The following is a 15,543-nucleotide window of genomic DNA, read 5'->3' on the forward strand; positions in this document are numbered from 1 at the left end:
GGCTGGCGCGTCCATCAGCGGTGGTTGCGCACGGGCACGTTCATTTCCTCGGGCCTGATCTCGCGCACCAGCTCCGGCACGCCCCAGGCAAAGGCCGGGTCCACCTTGATCTTGAAGTGGTACATCGACTGCATCGCCTGGTGGTCTTCCTTGCGGAAGGTCATCCTGCCCTTGGGCGTGTCGAACGACATGCCTTCCATCGCCGCAATCAGCTTCTCGGTGCCGGTTTCGCCATGCGTCTTCTTCAGGGCTTCGACCAGCGCGATGCCCGCGCTCATGCCGCCGGCGGTGAAGAAATCGGGCGGCGCCTTGAACTTGCTGTAGTGGTTGGACACCAGCCACTCGTTGGCCTTGTTTTTGGGGATGCCGAAGTAGTAATAGGTGGCACCTTCCATGCCGGGGAAGTTCTTGTAGCTGGCCATCGCGGGCAGGATGTTGCCGCCGGTGGCGATCTCGATGCCGTAGCGTTTCGGGTCCAGGTCGGCGATCTTGAACGGGTTGCCGGCGCCGGCCCAGATGATGAAGATGACCTTGCGGCCGGGCTTGTCCTTGAGCGAATCGAACAGCCGCTGCGCGCCGGCGGTGAAGTCCGTGGTGCTGGTCGGCAGGTATTCCTCATGGACGATCTTTGCGTTCTTCAACGCGCCCTTGAAGGCCTTCACGCCGTCGCGGCCGAAGGCATAGTCCTGCGCCAGCGTGGCGATCTGCACGCCCGGCTTGTCCAGCGCCACGGCATTGGAAATCGCGTCCTGCGACGAATTGCGGCCGGTGCGGAAGATGTAGCGGTTCCACTTGTCGCCGGTGATGGAATCAGCCACGGCGGGCTCGACCAGCAGCACCTTCTTGTATTCCTCGGCCACCGGCAGCATCGCCAGCGCCGTGCCGGAGGACGTCGGGCCCACCGCGATGTCGGCGCGGTCGTCGCTGTAGGCCGCGGCCAGCTGCGCCTTGGCCACGTCCGGCTTGCCCTGGGTGTCTTTCTCGATCACCACCAGCTTGTTGCCGTTGACGGTCATGGTGCCGTTGGTGGCGTATTCCAGGCCCATCATCAGGCCGGTCTGGGTCTGCTTGGCATAGGCCTCGAGCGCACCGGTCTTGTCGTAGACGTGGGCGATGCGGATGTCCTTGGCCAGCGCGGCGCCGGCGCCGAGCAGCGCGGCGGCCAGGGCCAGGGCGCGCAGGGCGTGGGGGTGGTTGCGATGCATTGCGGTCTCCTGGGTTCGGTCTCGTTTGTGTTTGTAGGGATGAAACCTGCTGCAACTGCGTGGCATGCCGGCTGGCGGCGCATGCGGGCCGGTACTGCGCAATCGCGCCTATCGCGTCTGGCGCGGCTGCAGGCCGTGTGCGATCAGGTCGAACGCGGTGTCGACCACCTTCTCCATCGATGGCGGACGCTTCCAGCGCGCATAGCGCATGCCGAGGAAATTGCTGATGCCGATCAGGCACCAGGCGCGCACCTCGGCATCGCCGGGCACGATCTCGCCCTGCTCTTCGGCGCGGGTCAGGCGCCGGCTGTAGAGCTCGGCGAACACCTGGAAATAGCTGCTGTAGATGGTCTCGTCGACCGAGTAAGAATCGAGCACGATCCGGTACAGGTTCTTGTGGCGCGAAACGAAGGACAGGAACGCTTTCAGCCCCAGTCGCTCGGCCTCCATCTGGGTTTCGGCCGCGGCCACGTGCTTGCGCAGGTGCGCGCGCACCAGTTCCAGCATGTGCGCGACCAGCGCGCGGAAGATGTCTTCCTTGTCCTTGAAGTACAGGTAGAAGGTTCCCATCGCCACCTTGGCTTCCTGCGTGATCTCGGAGATCGACGCGGCGTAGTAGCCCTTCTCGCCGAACACCTTCTCGGCGGCGCGCAGCAGCGCCTCGCGTGTCTTCTGCCCGCGCGCGGTCTTGGGCGGGCCCATGCCGCCGGCCGGGCCGGTGGCGTCGACGTCGGCTATGCCGGTGTCGCCAGTATGGGTGGTGGACATCTTGTCTCCGGTGGCGCTGCGCGCCTTGTCATGGAAATGCCGACCGCTGCCTGTATTGCCGGCGCCAACCGGTTGCCGGCAGGAGCCTCCCCGCCCCTGCCGCCCCCGTGCCGTCGCCCGGAACCGACATTCAGGCAAAACCTGATATCTGATTCATGTTTCATCGTATAAATTGCGCAGCGTGGATGTCAATAGAGGGGCACCCTCACCCTGGGCGGCAGCCCGGGCATCTTTTACCCCTCCAGCCAGCCGAGACACACCGTTGGACGCTTCCGATCCGGTACCCGCCAGCCCCGCCGCGCCGCCCTATGCGACTCATCCGCCGCGCGGCGCCCTGCCCGGCTGGCGCGAGGTTGGCCAGGGGCGGCCCCTGCTGCTGCTGCACGGCTGGTCGGTCAACGGCGCGGCCTTTGACGGACAGCGCGCGCTGGCGCTGGCCGGCTTCCGCGTGATCGCGCCCGACCATGCCGGGCATGGCCTGTCGCGGCAGCGCGCGGGCGCGACCGTCGCGGCGCTCGCCCGCGACGTGGCCGCGCTGGTCGCGCACCTGGGGCTGGCTGACGTGGTGGTGGCGGGCTGGTCGATGGGCGCGATGGTGGCCTGGGCGCTGCTGCGCGACCAGCCGCAACTGCCGCTCGCGGCGGTGGGCAGCATCGACATGACGCCCCGCATGGTCACCGACCAGGGCTGGCCGCATGGGCTGCACGGCCATTACGACCTGGCTCATGCCCGTCAGATGGCCGAGCGCGTCCGCGCCGACTGGCCCCGGCTGGCGCCGTCGGTGGCATCAGGCTTGTGGGCGGCAGGCCGGCGACCGCACGCGGCGGCAACGCAGCGGATCGCGCACATGGCGCAGCAGTGCGATGCCGAGACACTGGCCAGCTTGTGGGAAGACATGGCGCGGCAGGATTTCCGCGATACGCTGCGCGCGGCGCGACTGCCGCTGTTCCATCTGTATGGGGAGGCCAGCCGGCTGTACGCGCCGGCGGTAGGCACGGCCACGCGGGCCTTGCACCCGGCGGCGGGGTTCAGCATGGTGGCCGGTGCCGGCCACAGTCCGCATATGGAGCAGGCGCAGGCCTTCAATGCCGCGCTGCTGGCCCTGATCCGGGACGCGGATCAGGCCAGCATGCGATAGGTCCAGAGCCCGAGCGCGGTCAGCAGCAAGGAGCCGCCGAGATGCAGCAGCAGGTGCATCGCCGCCCAGCCGTAGTCGCCGGCGATCAGGTTGGCGACAACTTCGCTTGAGAACGTAGAGAACGTGGTCAGCCCGCCCAGGAAGCCGGTAATGGCCAGCAGGCGCCATTCCGGCGGCAGGCCGGCGTGGGTATCGAAGAAGCCGACCGCCAGCCCGATCAGGTAGCCGCCCAGCAGGTTGGCCGCGAGCGTGCCGTACGGCATCGCCGGATTAATGGCATTCCACAGCACCGAGAATCCCCAGCGCAGCCATGCCCCCGCCGCGGCGCCGACACCGACCGCGACAAACCCCAACGGCCCCATCAGGGCTCGTCCTCGCCGCTGGCGTTGATCGACTGGATGCCCCAGCGCTTCAGCGCGTCTTCATCGGTCACCCGTGCATCGACCCAGCGTGCGCCCTCCGGCGTTTCTTCCTTCTTCCAGAACGGCGCTTCGGACTTGAGGTAGTCCATGATGAATTCGCACGCCGCAAACGCATTGCCGCGGTGCTTCGATGCCACCGCCACCAGCACGATCTGGTCCAGCGGCAGCAGCGGGCCGACGCGATGGATGATGGTGACGCCGAGCAGTTCCCAGCGCGCGCACGCCGCCGCCTCGATCTGCGCCAGCGCCTTCTCGGTCATGCCCGGGTAATGCTCCAGCTCCATCGCGCTGACGGCGCTGCCCTCGCTGACGTCGCGCACCGTGCCGATAAAGCTGGCCACGGCGCCGACCTGCGGGTTATCGGCGCGCAACGCCGCGACTTCCGCGCCGAGATCGAAATCCTCACGCTGCACCCTGACGCTCATCTCAGCCTCCGGTCACGGGCGGGAAAAACGCGACTTCGCAGCCGTCGGCGAGCGCGGTATCGGCGCGGGCCACGGCGTGGTCGACCGCCATGCGCAGCGCGCGGCCCTCGGCCATGGTTTCGGCCCAGGCTCCGCCGCGCTGGCGCAGCCACTGGCGCAGCGCGCCGACGGTGCGCACCTCGGGCGGCACCTCGGCGCGCTCGGCGGACACGCCGAGCTGCTCGCGCACGCTGGCAAAGAATCGGAGTTCGATGATCATCGCTGCCTTCTGCATCGGGTCATGCCGGCCGCTACGCGAGCAGGCCGTCAAACGGAATGAACTGCACGGTGTCGCCGCGCGCGATTGCCTGGTTGGGCGGATTGTCGATCAGGCCATCGCCCCACACGGTGGAGGTCAGCACGCCCGAGCTCTGGTTGGGGAACAGGTCCAGCCCGCCCTCGGCGTTGAGGCGCGCGCGCAGGAATTCGTTGCGGCGGTCGCCCTTGTTCAGCTCGAAATCGGCGCGCAGCGGCAGGCGCCGCGGCGTCACGTCGGCCACGCCCTGCAGGCGCAGGATGAACGGGCGCACGAACAGCAGGAAGGTCACGAAGCTGGATACGGGGTTGCCAGGCAAACCCAGGAAGAACGCCGGCCCGGCGTCGTTGTTGACCTGCCCGAACGCCAGCGGCTTGCCCGGCTTGATCGCGATCTGCCACATATCGAGCCGCCCTTCGGCCTCGACCGCTGGCTTGATATGGTCTTCCTCGCCGACCGAGACGCCGCCCGAGGTAATGATCAGGTCATGGCCCTGGGCCGCGCGGCGCAGCGTCTCGCGCGTGGCGGCGAGCGTATCGGGCACGATGCCGAAGTCGCTGACCTCGCAGCCCAGGTTCTCCAGCAGGCCGCGCAGCGTGAAGCGGTTGGAGTTGTAGATCGCACCCGGCTTGAGCGCTTCGCCCGGCATCGCCAGTTCGTCGCCGGTAAAGAACACCGCCACGCGCACGCGGCGCACCACCTCCAGCTGCGCCTGGCCGACCGACGCGGCCAGCCCCAGCGCCTGCGGCGTCAGCCGCGTTCCGGCCGGCAGGATCACGCTGCCGGCTTCGATATCCTCGCCGGCACGCCGTACCCATTCGCCGGACTGCGGCACGTGGTTGACGATCACGTCGTCGCCCTCGGCCGTGCATTGCTCCTGCATCACCACGGCATCGGCGCCAGGCGGGATCAGCCCGCCGGTGAAGATGCGCGCCGCGGTACCGGGCTCCAGCGCGGTGCCGACATGGCCGGCGGGAATCCGTTGCGACACGCGCAGCCGGGTGCCCGCGACCGGGACCTCGGCGGCGCGCACAGCGTAGCCGTCCATCGAGGTATTGTCGGCCGGCGGCACGCGCAGCGTGCTCGCCACCGGCGCGGCCAGCACGCGGCCGTTGGCGGCGAGCGTATCGATCGACTCGGCCTGCGCCAGTGGCCGGGCGGCGGCAAGCAGCGCGTCGAGCGCCTGGGCCATGGTCAGCATCGGGGGACGGGAAGGTGCTGCGGCTTGAGTCATGGTGCGATGTGGGAAAGGGTTGGCCCACGAAAAACGGCCCGCGCATTGCCGGCACCCGCGCGCGGGGCTGGCAATCCGGGGACCGTGGATCGGGCCCGCAGCCTGATTGTAGCGAGTTGGACCGGACCCGGCACGCGGCGGCGCCGCAGCCACGTCCCGAGGTCCGCACCTGCGCGCTTACAGGCCGGTGTGGCGGGCGATATAGGCCTTCACCTGCGCGGCGTCGGCCGGCATCACCTCGAAGCGCTGCGGCAGGCTCTCGATGCCCTCGAACTTCGCCGGGCGCTCCGGCTCGTGGCCGAGCGCTTCGCGGATGGTGTCGGCAAACTTGGCCGGCAGCGCGGTTTCCAGCACCACCATCGGCACGCCGGCGCTGAGGTGCTCGCGCGCCACCTTGATGCCGTCGGCGGTATGGGTATCGATGGTGATGCCATAGCGCGACGACAGGTCGCGGATGGTTGCCAGCCGGTCCTGGTGCGTGCTGCGGCCCGAGACGAAGCCGAACTGGCGGATGCGGTCGAATTCCGGCGTGCCCGCCAGGTCGAAGCCACCCTGATCTTCCACGTCGCGGAACAGCGCCGCCAGCTTGCCGGCATCCTGGCCCACCAGGTCGAACACGAAGCGCTCGAAGTTCGAGGCCTTGGAGATATCCATGCTCGGGCTGGAGGTGTGGTACGTCTCCGCCGACTTGCGCACGCGGTAAGCGCCGGTGCGGAAGAACTCGTCGAGCACGTCGTTCTCGTTGGTGGCGACCACCAGCTTGTCGATCGGCAGGCCCATCATGCGCGCGATATGGCCGGCGCAGACGTTGCCGAAGTTGCCCGAGGGCACGCAGAACGAGACCTTCTGGCCGGGACCGTCGGTCGCCAGCAGCCAGCCCTTGAAGTAGTACACCACCTGCGCCACCACGCGCGCCCAGTTGATCGAGTTGACCGTGCCGATCTTCTGGCGCGCCTTGAAGGCGTGGTCGTTCGAGACCGCCTTGACGATGTCCTGGGCGTCGTCGAACACGCCTTCGATGGCGATGTTGAAGATGTTCGGGTCCTGCAGGCTGAACATCTGCGCGGTCTGGAACGCGCTCATCTTGCGGTGCGGGCTCAGCATGAACACGCGGATGCCGCGCTTGCCGCGCATCGCGTATTCGGCGGCGCTGCCGGTGTCGCCCGAGGTCGCGCCCAGGATGTTCAGCTCCTGCCCGGCGCGCGCCAGCGCGTACTCGAACAGGTTGCCGAGCAGCTGCATCGCCATGTCCTTGAAGGCCAGCGTCGGCCCGTTGGACAGGCCCAGCAATTGCAGCTTGGTACCGCCTTCCTCGCCCAGTGTACGCAGCGGCGTGATGTCGGCGGTGTTATCGCCCTCGCGCGCGTTGCAGTACACCTCGGCGGTATAGGTCTTGCGCGTCAGCGCGCGCAGGTCCTCGGCGGGAATGTCATCGCAGAACTTGCGCAGGACCTCGTAAGCCAGGTCGGCATACGGCAGCTTGCGCCAGGCCTCCAGCTCGTCGGCCGTAACTTGCGGATACTGCTTGGGAAGGTACAGGCCGCCATCCGGGGCCAGGCCGCCGAGCAGGATCTCGGAGAACGATTGCGGCATGTCATGGCCGCGGGTCGACTGGTATTTCATGTGGCTCTGCTGTGGCTATGCTGTGGCTGCGCTTAGTTCAGTTCTTCCATGCGCAGGCGCGTCACGTCGGACAGCACGGTCGACAGCGCCTCGATCTTGGCGATGGCGGCGTTGACGTGCTTCTCGCGCGTGATGTGCGTGAGGATGATGATGTCCGTCTGCGGCTCGCCTTCGCGCGATTCCTTCTGCAGCATGGCGTCGATCGAGATGCCGCCCTCGGCCAGGATGCGGGTGATCTCGGCCAGCACGCCGGTCTCGTCGGCCACGCGCATGCGCAGGTAGTACGAGCTGTTGATCTCTTCGATCGGCAGCACCGGCACGCTCGACAGCTCGTCCGGCTGGAACGCCAGGTGCGGCACGCGGTGCTCGGGGTCGGCGGTGTGCAGGCGGGTCACATCGACCAGGTCGGCGATCACGGCCGAGGCGGTCGGCTCGGCACCGGCGCCCTTGCCGTAGTACAGCGTGGCGCCCACGGCATCGCCCTGCACCAGCACCGCGTTCATCGCGCCTTCCACATTGGCGATCAGGCGCGTGGCCGGCACCAGCGTCGGATGCACGCGCAGTTCCACGCCATCGTCGCGGCGGCGCGTGATGCCCAGCAGCTTGATGCGGTAGCCCAGTTCCTCGGCGTACTTGATGTCGGTGGCGGACAGCTTCGTGATGCCTTCCACGTGCGCGCGGTCGAACTGCACCGGCATGCCGAAGGCGATCGCGCTCATCAGCGTGACCTTGTGCGCGGCGTCGACGCCCTCGATGTCGAAGGTCGGGTCGGCCTCGGCGTAGCCCAGCTGCTGCGCTTCCTTCAGGACCACGTCGAAATCCAGGCCCTTGTCGCGCATTTCGGACAGGATGAAGTTGGTGGTGCCGTTGATGATGCCGGCGATCCACTGGATGCGGTTGGCGGTCAGGCCTTCGCGCAGCGCCTTGATGATGGGGATGCCGCCGGCCACCGCGGCTTCGAAGGCCACGATCACGCCCTTCTTGCGCGCGGCTTCGAAGATCTCGTTGCCGTGCACGGCCAGCAGCGCCTTGTTGGCGGTGACCACGTGCTTGCCGTTCTCGATCGCCTTGAGCACCAGCTCGCGCGCAATGCCGTAGCCGCCGATCAGTTCGATGACGATGTCGATGTCGGGGCGGCTGACCACCGCGTTGGCGTCGCTGACGACTTCCACTTCCCCGTTGGTCAGTTCGCGCGCGCGTTCGGTGTTGAGATCGGCCACCACGGCAATCTCGATGCCGCGGCCGGCGCGGCGGCGAATTTCTTCCTGGTTGCGCTTGAGCACGTTGAACGTGCCGCTACCGACGGTACCGATGCCGAGCAGGCCAACTTTGATGGGGTTCATGGAAAATCTTCTGAGTTGCTAAGGATGGGTTGCGGCGCGGCCGGCCGGATCAGGCCGCTGCCTTGCCGTGGCGTTTTCGGTAAGCCTCGAGGAAGCGCGCGATGCGGCCGATGGCCTCGCGCAGGTCTTCCTCGTGCGGCAGGAACACGATGCGGAAATGGTCGGGCCTGGCCCAGTTGAAGCCAGAGCCCTGCACCAGCAGCACCTTGGACTCCTGCAGCAGTTCATAGATGAACTCCTGGTCGTCCTGCACCGGGTACATCGACAGGTCGAGCTTGGGGAACAGGTACAGCGCCGCCTTGGGCTTGACGCAGGTGACGCCCGGGATCGCGGTGATCAGCTCGTAGGCCAGGTCACGCTGGCGGCGCAGGCGCCCACCTTCGTTGACCAGGTCATTGATGCTCTGGTAGCCGCCCAGCGCGGTCTGGATCGCCCACTGGCCTGGCACGTTGGCGCACAGGCGCATCGACGACAGCATGTTCAGGCCCTCGATGTAGTCGATGGCCGGGCGCTTGTCGCCCGACACTACCATCCAGCCGGCGCGGTAGCCGCACGAGCGGTAGTTCTTCGACAGGCCGTTGAAGGTCACCGTCAGCACGTCGGTCGACAGCGAGGCGATCGAGGTATGGGTGTTGCCGTCGTACAGGACCTTGTCGTAGATCTCGTCGGCGAAGATGATCAGGCCGTACTCGCGCGCGATCGCGACGATCTCCAGCAGCAGCTCATCCGAGTACAGCGCCCCGGTGGGGTTGTTCGGGTTGATGATGACGATGGCCTTGGTATGCGGCGTGATGCGCGCGCGGATATCGGCCGGATCGGGCATCCAGTCGTTGGACTCGTCGCAGATGTAGTGCACCGGCGTGCCGCCCGACAGGCTGACCGCGGCGGTCCACAGCGGGTAATCCGGCGCCGGCACCAGCACTTCGTCGCCGGTATTGAGCAGCGCGTTGACCGCCATCACGATCAGCTCGGAGGCGCCGTTGCCCACATAGATATCGTCCAGGCCGACGCCCTCGATATTTTTTTGCTGGGTATAGTGCATGATCGCCTTGCGCGCGGCGAAAATACCCTTGGAATCGGAATAACCTGCCGAATTCGGCAGGTTTCGCATCATGTCCTGCTGAATCTCTTCCGGCGCGTCAAAACCGAACACGGCCAGGTTGCCGATATTCAGCTTGATGATCTTGTGCCCCTCTTCCTCCATCTGCTTGGCCTTTTCCAGCACCGGACCGCGGATGTCGTAGCAAACGTTATTGAGTTTGTTGGATTTCTGGATGGGTTTCACGGCGATGTCGGGCAAGCGTGGCGTGCCGCGTCGGCGGCACCGGACTGGGAATCGGGGCGATCTGACAGAATCTGAAAGAATGCGGAGGCGCTGTCCGCTGCGATGCAACGCAAACGTGGCAGACAGGGAGGCAAAAGCTATAATTTATCGGATTATGACAGACTTCGGCAGGGATTCTTGCATTGCAGCGTGCGCTGTCCGCGCGCACCGCGGCCGCCTGCACGCTGTCGTCCATCCGTTGCCCATCCGTTTATCGCCCGCCCGGCCCGCCGGCCCTCCGCTCCGCGGACCCGCCCGCCGGCCCGCGCCCGCCACCGCCGAGATCCCCAAGTGAAACTCCACGCCGACCAGCCCCAGTCGCTCAACACCGTCACGGCCTACGGGCCCGGGTATATCGAAATCAACCTCGTGCGCCACACCAACTCGGTGTTGGTCATGCCGGAGGGCGAAGTCCGGCCCTGGCCGGTCGACCGCTTCGAAGACCTGGAGCCTGCGCATTTCGAGCAGCTGTCCAAACTCGGACCCGAAGTGGTGCTGCTCGGCACGGGCTCGCGGCTGCGCTTTCCGCACCCGCGCCTGACCGAATCGCTGGCGCGCCGCCATGTCGGCGTCGACGCCATGGACATTCAGGCCGCTTGCCGCACCTACAACATCCTGATGGCCGAGGGACGCAAGGTGGCGGCGGTGCTGCTGCTCGAGCCCGGGGCCACCTGACGCGCCCCCCGGCGAAAGTTGAGCAGTCGCCACGCTTGAAGTCCGCGCGAGGCGCCCCAATCTGCTCGCGCTGAGGCGGCAGCCCCTCTCCCGATTCCAACGATCTCACCGATCCCCTGCCCCTCCCCCAAGGAGCCACAAGCATGACCGTCAGTCTCAACAAGGCCATCCCCGACTTCAGCGCGCCGATGACCGGCGACGCCACCTTCCGCCTGGCCGACTACCGCGGCAAGACGGTGGTGCTGTACTTCTACCCGAAGGACAACACGCCGGGCTGCACCACGGAGGCGATGAACTTCCGCGACCAGTACGAGGATTTCGAGAAGGCTGGCGTGCATGTGTTCGGCGTCTCGCGCGACAGCCTGCGCTCGCATGAAAACTTCAAGGCCAAGCTGGAACTGCCGTTCGAACTGATCTCCGATGCCGACGAAAATGTGTGCACATTGTTCGATGTCATCAAGATGAAAAAGCTGTATGGCAAGGAGCACCGCGGCATCGAGCGCAGTACCTTTGTCATCGACGGCAAGGGCATCCTGCGACACGAGCTGCGCGGCATCAAAGTGCCCAACCACGTCGACGAAGTGCTGGAGATCGTGCGCGGCCTCTGACGCATCGCCCGCGCGCCATTTACCCCGCCGTTGCCCGTAAAGGCTTCGATCCGGACGCGCCGTGGCAAACGTGGGAAAGCCAATTGCCAAACCCAAAGCCTTCGGATACATTGGCCCGTAATGAGTTCAGATTCCGGATGCCACGCTGTTTCGACTCCCCGGCCCAGGCGCTTCCCGCCACAGGCCGGTAGCGGACCTGCCATGTCGGCAGTCTGCCCAAGAGCCGCCAACCCTGTTCCGCAGGCATGGCGGCTTTTTTGTTTGCAGCCGCGTCTGTCCTCATGGTTGTCCGCGCCGGGCGCCTCGCGCATGCATGCCCCGGCCCGGGTCCGCCCCGCCGCCCCGAACCCGTCGCACGCTGCCGACGCCGTGCGGCGCCGCGGACCGGACCTTCCCGCCCCCTTCTTGTCCCCCTGAAAGGAAAGCCAAGCATGCCGCTGCCTACCATGCCCGCCAAGCCTGCCCAATTGCTGGACCCGAGCGAGTTTGCTCCGGTTTCCGCGGTGCCTAAGGCCAAAGCCGCCACACAGGGCAAGAAACCTGTGCCGGCGCTCGAGCGCGTGGCATTGCTGGAAACCGGCGACACGCAGGTGCCTGAAGTCAAGGCCCGCGCCGCCGGCGGCACCCGCGCCCGCAGCACCGAAACGCCCGCCGTATCGACGCCGGCCGTCAGCGCCGCGCCGGTGAGCCTGGTCAAGCCGTCGACCGGCACCACGCGCCGCGCGCGCAAGGCCGAAGGCCCGAGCAAGCTGTTCGTGCTCGACACCAACGTGCTGATGCACGACCCGGCCTCGCTGTTCCGCTTCGAAGAGCACGACATCTACCTGCCGATGATGACGCTCGAAGAGCTGGACAACCACAAGAAGGGCATGAGCGAAGTCGCGCGCAACGCGCGCATGGTCAGCCGCACGCTCGATTCCCTGGTGGGCGGCACCGACGGCGTGCTCGACGAAGGCCTGTCGCTGGCCAGCCTGGGCAACCGCGACGCGCAGGGCAAGCTGTTCTTCCAGACGCGCCTGAACGACATCAAGCTGCCCGAAGGCCTGCCGCAGGGCAAGGCCGATAACCAGATCCTGGGCGTGGTCAGCGCGCTGCAGCAGCAGTATCCCGAGCGCCAGGTGGTGCTGGTGTCGAAAGACATCAACATGCGCATCAAGGCGCGCGCCCTGGGCCTGCCGGCCGAGGACTACTTCAACGACCAGGTCCTCGAGGACAAGGACCTGCTCTACGCGGGCGTGATGCAGCTGCCCGGCGACTTCTGGGCCAAGCACGGCAAGGGCGTCGAAAGCTGGCAGGACCCCAAGTCCGGCGCCATGTTCTACCGGCTCACCGGCCCGCTGGTGCCGTCGTTCCTGGTCAACCAGTTCGTCTACCTCGAGCCCGTGGACGGCAGCCTGCCGCTCTATGCGCAGGTCAAGGAGATCAACGGCAAGACCGCGCTGCTGCAGACCCTGAAGGACTACACGCACCACAAGAACAACGTGTGGAGCGTGACCGCGCGCAACCGCGAGCAGAACTTCGCGCTCAACCTGCTGATGAACCCGGACATCGACTTCGTCACGCTGCTGGGCCAGGCCGGCACCGGCAAGACGCTGCTGGCGCTGGCGGCCGGGCTGGAGCAGGTGCTGGACCAGAAGCTCTACAACGAGATCATCGTCACCCGCGCCACCGTGCCGGTGGGCGAGGACATCGGCTTCCTGCCCGGCACCGAGGAAGAGAAGATGCAACCGTGGATGGGCGCGTTCGACGACAACCTCGAAGTGCTGCAGAAGAGCGACGACAGCGCCGGCGACTGGGGCCGCGCCGCAACGCAGGAGCTGATCCGCTCGCGCATCAAGGTCAAGAGCATGAACTTCATGCGCGGCCGCACCTTCGTCAACAAGTTCGTCATCATCGACGAGGCGCAGAACCTCACGCCCAAGCAGATGAAGACGCTGGTGACGCGCGCCGGCCCGGGCACCAAGATCATCTGCCTGGGCAATATCGCGCAGATCGACACGCCCTACCTGACCGAGGGCTCGTCGGGCCTGACCTACGTGGTCGACCGCTTCAAGGGCTGGAGCCACAGCGGCCATATCACGCTGGCACGCGGCGAACGCTCGCGCCTGGCCGACCACGCAGGCGACGTGCTCTGACGCGGACCGCGGGCCCGGGCACCCTTCCACACGGTGGGGGCCCGGGCCCGCTGTCGTGAGCGGCAAGCGCAATGCGGCTATGATGTCCGCACGTCCGCTTGTGTCCCGCATCCCCACTGGAGGCGTCGATGAACCCACAGCATCTCCGCCTGGCCGCGCTGATCGGCGCCGCCATGTTCCTGACCAGCCCGCCTCAGGCGCGCGCGGCGGCTGACGACCTGGTGATCCGCTCCATGGGTCCGGTCAGCTATGTCTGCGGCGGCGTCGCCGAAGACGAGCGCCAGGCGCTAAGCGCGCGCGAGAAGGATTTCAATATCGGCATCCTGTTCACGCAGGGCTCCGCGGGCGAGTTCCTGTCCGATGTCGCGGTCAAGCTGATACGCGACGAACAGGAGGTCGCGACCTTCCGCGCCGCCGGGCCTCGCTGCCTGATACGTGCGCCCGAAGGCAGCTACAATATCGAGGCCAGTTACAAGGGCCAGGCCAAGTCGGTCAAGGTCAGCACCGGTACGCGCAACGCCCAGCTACGCTGGTAGCGTCAAGGCTTCCGGTGCGCCGGCAGGCCGGCGACCGGAATCCAGCGATGCCATTGCGCCGTACCCGTAGTTCTTCCAGTCCTTCCACACTGCCCGGCCCGCTTGCCCGGGCCGGCCTGCCGCTGCTGTGCGCCGCCGCACTGCTGCTGGCAGCGTGCGCCAGCTCCCCACCCTCTCGCCATGGCAGCTTGCCGCGTACGCCCGGCAAGCCCATGACCGATCCCAGCGCCGGGCTGGAGGAAATCTCGATCCAGGCGATGTCGCTGGTCGGCACCCCGTACCGCTACGGTGGCAATACGCCGGATGCCGGCTTCGATTGCAGCGGCCTGGTGCGCTATGTGGTCGCGCGCGCGGCCAATGTCAGCTTGCCGCGCACCACCGAGGCCATGGGCACGCGCGGCAGCTCGCTCGACCGCAGCGAAGTCGCTTCCGGCGACCTGGTGTTCTTCAACACCACCGGACGCGCCAACTCGCACGTCGGCATCTACGTCGGCCAGAACCGCTTTGTCCATGCGCCATCGTCCGGCGGCACCGTGCGGCTGGAGGACATGGGCAAGCCCTACTGGGCCTCGCGCTACAACGGCGCGCGGCGCGTGGTGGCCGGTGCGGTCAACCTGCCGCCGGCACCGGCGACACCGGTGCCCGCGCCCGCCCCTGCGCCCCTGGTGCCGGAACCTGCCCCGCTGCCCGACGACGACGATCCCATCGCCGCCTTCGCCAACCGCTGAGAGGCTGGCGTCGACAAACAAAAAAGCCAGGCATGTGCCTGGCTTTTTGCATGAGCGTCCGATGCCGCGTTACAGGATATGGCGCCCGATCCACCATGCGATCGCCGCCATGAAGGCCGAGGCCGGAATCGTCAGCACCCAGGCCCAGACGATATTGCCGGCCACGCCCCAGCGCACCGCCGACATCTTCTGCGACGAGCCGACCCCGACGATGGCGCCGGTGATGGTATGCGTGGTCGACACCGGCACGCCCAGCGCCGAGGCAAAGAACAGCGTCAGCGCACCGCCGGTCTCGGCGCAGAAGCCGCCCACCGGCTTGAGCTTGGTGATCTTCTGGCCCATGGTGCGCACGATGCGCCAACCGCCGAACAGCGTGCCCATGCCGATGGCCACGTAGCAGCTGACGATCACCCAGGTCGGCGGCGGATCGCCGGCGAGCACGTGGCCGCTGGCGATCAGCAGCATCCAGATGATGCCGATGGTCTTCTGCGCATCATTGCCGCCATGGCCCAGGCTGTACAGCGAAGCCGAGACCAGCTGCAGCCGCCGGAACCAGCGGTCGACGCGCGATGGCGGCGTGCGGAAGAAGGTCCAGCCGACGATGACCATCATCAGCGACCCCAGCAGGAAGCCGAGGAACGGCGACACCAGGATGAACGCCACCGTCTTCAGCAGGCCGCTGGCCACCAGCGCGCCGGTGCCGGCCTTGGCCACCGCGGCACCGACCAGCCCGCCGATCAGCGCGTGCGACGACGACGACGGAATGCCGTAGTACCAGGTGATGACGTTCCACGCGATCGCCCCGACCAGCGCGCCGAAGATGACATAGTGGTCGACCACCCCGCCCTGGATGGTGCCGGTGCCGACCGTGGCCGCCACCTTCAGGTGGAACACGAAGATCGCGACGACGTTGCACATCGCCGCCATCGCCACCGCATGGTGCGGCTTGAGCACGCCCGTGGACACCACCGTCGCGATCGAGTTGGCCGCGTCGTGGAAGCCGTTCATGAAGTCGAACAGCAGTGCCAGCGCCACCAGCAAGGCGATCACCCACAGGCTCATTTGTATGGTCTGCATGCCGATT

The 15,543-nt window shown here is 67.0% G+C and carries 16 protein-coding genes; 6 read left to right on the forward strand and 10 right to left on the reverse strand.

Annotated features, from left to right (window positions below; all coding sequences use genetic code 11):
- Positions 1-14: 14 nt before the first annotated feature.
- Together U9J39_RS08935 and U9J39_RS08940 are read right to left on the reverse strand one after the other, a co-directional pair.
- Positions 15-1,205 carry a substrate-binding domain-containing protein gene (locus U9J39_RS08935; RefSeq protein WP_115709872.1) on the reverse strand — a complete coding sequence of 397 codons (1,191 nt, stop codon included), beginning with the start codon at positions 1,203-1,205 and terminating at the stop codon, positions 15-17.
- A 108-nt stretch (positions 1,206-1,313) separates the two neighbouring features.
- Positions 1,314-1,973, reverse strand: coding sequence for a TetR/AcrR family transcriptional regulator (locus tag U9J39_RS08940; protein WP_115709874.1), 660 nt, complete (start codon positions 1,971-1,973; stop codon positions 1,314-1,316).
- A gap of 262 nt (positions 1,974-2,235) precedes the next feature.
- Between U9J39_RS08940 and U9J39_RS08945 the strand changes: the two genes are divergently transcribed.
- Positions 2,236-3,111 (forward strand): alpha/beta fold hydrolase, encoded by an 876-nt coding sequence (locus tag U9J39_RS08945; RefSeq protein ID WP_326346941.1) that lies wholly within the window; start codon positions 2,236-2,238, stop codon positions 3,109-3,111.
- Here the strand turns inward: U9J39_RS08945 and crcB are convergent.
- The 7 genes from crcB to U9J39_RS08980 form a co-directional block, all read right to left on the reverse strand.
- The gene (crcB, locus tag U9J39_RS08950; RefSeq protein ID WP_012353067.1) at positions 3,093-3,473 is read right to left on the reverse strand and encodes a fluoride efflux transporter CrcB; all 381 of its coding nucleotides are present in this window, start codon (positions 3,471-3,473) and stop codon (positions 3,093-3,095) included. The genes U9J39_RS08945 and crcB overlap by 19 nt on opposite strands.
- Positions 3,473-3,958, reverse strand: coding sequence for a molybdopterin synthase catalytic subunit MoaE (moaE, locus tag U9J39_RS08955; RefSeq protein ID WP_116312708.1), 486 nt, complete (start codon positions 3,956-3,958; stop codon positions 3,473-3,475). The genes crcB and moaE overlap by 1 nt, the downstream gene beginning before the upstream one ends.
- A 1-nt stretch (position 3,959) precedes the next feature.
- A complete protein-coding gene (gene moaD / locus U9J39_RS08960) occupies positions 3,960-4,217 on the reverse strand; it encodes a molybdopterin converting factor subunit 1 (RefSeq protein ID WP_115711674.1) in 258 nt (85 codons plus the stop codon).
- A gap of 31 nt (positions 4,218-4,248) precedes the next feature.
- Positions 4,249-5,487, reverse strand: a complete 1,239-nt coding sequence (locus U9J39_RS08965; RefSeq protein ID WP_115709878.1) for a molybdopterin molybdotransferase MoeA — start codon at positions 5,485-5,487, stop codon at positions 4,249-4,251.
- A 177-nt stretch (positions 5,488-5,664) separates the two neighbouring features.
- Positions 5,665-7,110 carry a threonine synthase gene (gene thrC, locus U9J39_RS08970; protein WP_116312710.1) on the reverse strand — a complete coding sequence of 482 codons (1,446 nt, stop codon included), beginning with the start codon at positions 7,108-7,110 and terminating at the stop codon, positions 5,665-5,667.
- Positions 7,111-7,142: 32 nt separating this feature from the next.
- On the reverse strand, positions 7,143-8,453 hold the full coding sequence (locus tag U9J39_RS08975) for a homoserine dehydrogenase (RefSeq protein WP_115709881.1): 1,311 nt from the start codon (positions 8,451-8,453) through the stop codon (positions 7,143-7,145).
- A gap of 49 nt (positions 8,454-8,502) precedes the next feature.
- Positions 8,503-9,738, reverse strand: a complete 1,236-nt coding sequence (locus tag U9J39_RS08980) for a pyridoxal phosphate-dependent aminotransferase (protein WP_326346942.1) — start codon at positions 9,736-9,738, stop codon at positions 8,503-8,505.
- Between the two features lie 330 nt (positions 9,739-10,068).
- On the opposite strand from U9J39_RS08980, the gene U9J39_RS08985 reads away from it, so the two are divergent.
- The 5 genes from U9J39_RS08985 (at position 10,069) to U9J39_RS09005 (ending at position 14,459) form a co-directional block, all read left to right on the forward strand.
- Positions 10,069-10,452, forward strand: coding sequence for an Mth938-like domain-containing protein (locus U9J39_RS08985; RefSeq protein WP_326346943.1), 384 nt, complete (start codon positions 10,069-10,071; stop codon positions 10,450-10,452).
- Between the two features lie 143 nt (positions 10,453-10,595).
- Entirely contained in the window at positions 10,596-11,060 is a 465-nt protein-coding gene (locus U9J39_RS08990) for a peroxiredoxin (RefSeq protein ID WP_115680469.1), read from the forward strand.
- Between the two features lie 431 nt (positions 11,061-11,491).
- A complete protein-coding gene (locus U9J39_RS08995; protein ID WP_115680470.1) occupies positions 11,492-13,195 on the forward strand; it encodes a PhoH family protein in 1,704 nt (567 codons plus the stop codon).
- A 128-nt stretch (positions 13,196-13,323) separates the two neighbouring features.
- Positions 13,324-13,731, forward strand: coding sequence for a hypothetical protein (locus U9J39_RS09000; RefSeq protein WP_115709885.1), 408 nt, complete (start codon positions 13,324-13,326; stop codon positions 13,729-13,731).
- A gap of 47 nt (positions 13,732-13,778) precedes the next feature.
- A complete protein-coding gene (locus tag U9J39_RS09005) occupies positions 13,779-14,459 on the forward strand; it encodes a C40 family peptidase (RefSeq protein WP_115709887.1) in 681 nt (226 codons plus the stop codon).
- Positions 14,460-14,528: 69 nt separating this feature from the next.
- Here U9J39_RS09005 and U9J39_RS09010 read toward each other — a convergent pair whose 3' ends face one another.
- Positions 14,529-15,536 carry an inorganic phosphate transporter gene (locus tag U9J39_RS09010; RefSeq protein ID WP_012353079.1) on the reverse strand — a complete coding sequence of 336 codons (1,008 nt, stop codon included), beginning with the start codon at positions 15,534-15,536 and terminating at the stop codon, positions 14,529-14,531.
- Positions 15,537-15,543 lie beyond the last annotated feature (7 nt).

It is taken from the genome of Cupriavidus sp. SS-3 (assembly GCF_035818815.1).
GTDB classification, from domain to species: domain Bacteria; phylum Pseudomonadota; class Gammaproteobacteria; order Burkholderiales; family Burkholderiaceae; genus Cupriavidus; species Cupriavidus taiwanensis_C.

Excerpts from the sequence above, each read along its gene's own strand:
- U9J39_RS08940 (WP_115709874.1), bottom strand. The coding sequence starts at position 1,973 with ATGTCCACCACCCATACTGGCGACACCGGCATAGCCGACGTCGACGCC.
- U9J39_RS08975 (WP_115709881.1), bottom strand. The coding sequence starts at position 8,453 with ATGAACCCCATCAAAGTTGGCCTGCTCGGCATCGGTACCGTCGGTAGC.
- moaE (WP_116312708.1), bottom strand. The coding sequence starts at position 3,958 with ATGAGCGTCAGGGTGCAGCGTGAGGATTTCGATCTCGGCGCGGAAGTC.
- U9J39_RS08965 (WP_115709878.1), bottom strand. The coding sequence starts at position 5,487 with ATGACTCAAGCCGCAGCACCTTCCCGTCCCCCGATGCTGACCATGGCC.
- thrC (WP_116312710.1), bottom strand. The coding sequence starts at position 7,110 with ATGAAATACCAGTCGACCCGCGGCCATGACATGCCGCAATCGTTCTCC.
- U9J39_RS09005 (WP_115709887.1), top strand. The coding sequence starts at position 13,779 with ATGCCATTGCGCCGTACCCGTAGTTCTTCCAGTCCTTCCACACTGCCC.
- moaD (WP_115711674.1), bottom strand. The coding sequence starts at position 4,217 with ATGATCATCGAACTCCGATTCTTTGCCAGCGTGCGCGAGCAGCTCGGC.
- U9J39_RS08935 (WP_115709872.1), bottom strand. The coding sequence starts at position 1,205 with ATGCATCGCAACCACCCCCACGCCCTGCGCGCCCTGGCCCTGGCCGCC.
- U9J39_RS09000 (WP_115709885.1), top strand. The coding sequence starts at position 13,324 with ATGAACCCACAGCATCTCCGCCTGGCCGCGCTGATCGGCGCCGCCATG.
- U9J39_RS08995 (WP_115680470.1), top strand. The coding sequence starts at position 11,492 with ATGCCGCTGCCTACCATGCCCGCCAAGCCTGCCCAATTGCTGGACCCG.
- crcB (WP_012353067.1), bottom strand. The coding sequence starts at position 3,473 with ATGGGGCCGTTGGGGTTTGTCGCGGTCGGTGTCGGCGCCGCGGCGGGG.
- U9J39_RS08990 (WP_115680469.1), top strand. The coding sequence starts at position 10,596 with ATGACCGTCAGTCTCAACAAGGCCATCCCCGACTTCAGCGCGCCGATG.
- U9J39_RS09010 (WP_012353079.1), bottom strand. The coding sequence starts at position 15,536 with ATGCAGACCATACAAATGAGCCTGTGGGTGATCGCCTTGCTGGTGGCG.